At 62.1% G+C, this 427-nt stretch carries 1 protein-coding gene; it reads left to right on the forward strand.

Annotation, left to right across the window (positions count from 1 at the left end; all coding sequences use genetic code 11):
- Positions 1-427: KUP/HAK/KT family potassium transporter (locus FCS21_RS16425; protein ID WP_171035752.1), on the forward strand; the 427-nt coding region annotated here is incomplete at both ends.

Consider the following 427-nt stretch of genomic DNA (forward strand, 5'->3'; position numbering starts at 1 on the left):
GGTTCATCCTGGTCTTGCCGGCGTTGGTGCTCAATTATTTCGGCCAGGGCGCCATGCTGCTGGGCGACCCGGAAGCCGCACGCAACCCGTTCTACCTGCTGGCGCCAAGTTGGGCGCTGATCCCGCTGGTGGTGTTGTCCACCCTGGCCACGGTGATTGCGTCCCAGGCGGTGATTTCCGGTGCGTTTTCGTTGACGCGCCAGGCGATCCAGTTGGGTTATATCCCGCGTATGCATATCCAGCACACCTCAAGCGCCGAACAGGGCCAGATCTATATCGGTGCGGTGAACTGGTCGCTGATGGTCGGCGTGATCCTGCTGGTGCTGGGTTTCGAGTCCTCCAACGCACTGGCGTCGGCCTACGGCGTGGCGGTGACGGGGACCATGCTGATGACCACCATCCTGGTGTCGGCAGTCATGCTGTTGCT

The sequence above is a fragment of the Colwellia ponticola genome (assembly GCF_005885605.1).
Classification (GTDB): domain Bacteria; phylum Pseudomonadota; class Gammaproteobacteria; order Enterobacterales; family Alteromonadaceae; genus Colwellia; species Colwellia ponticola.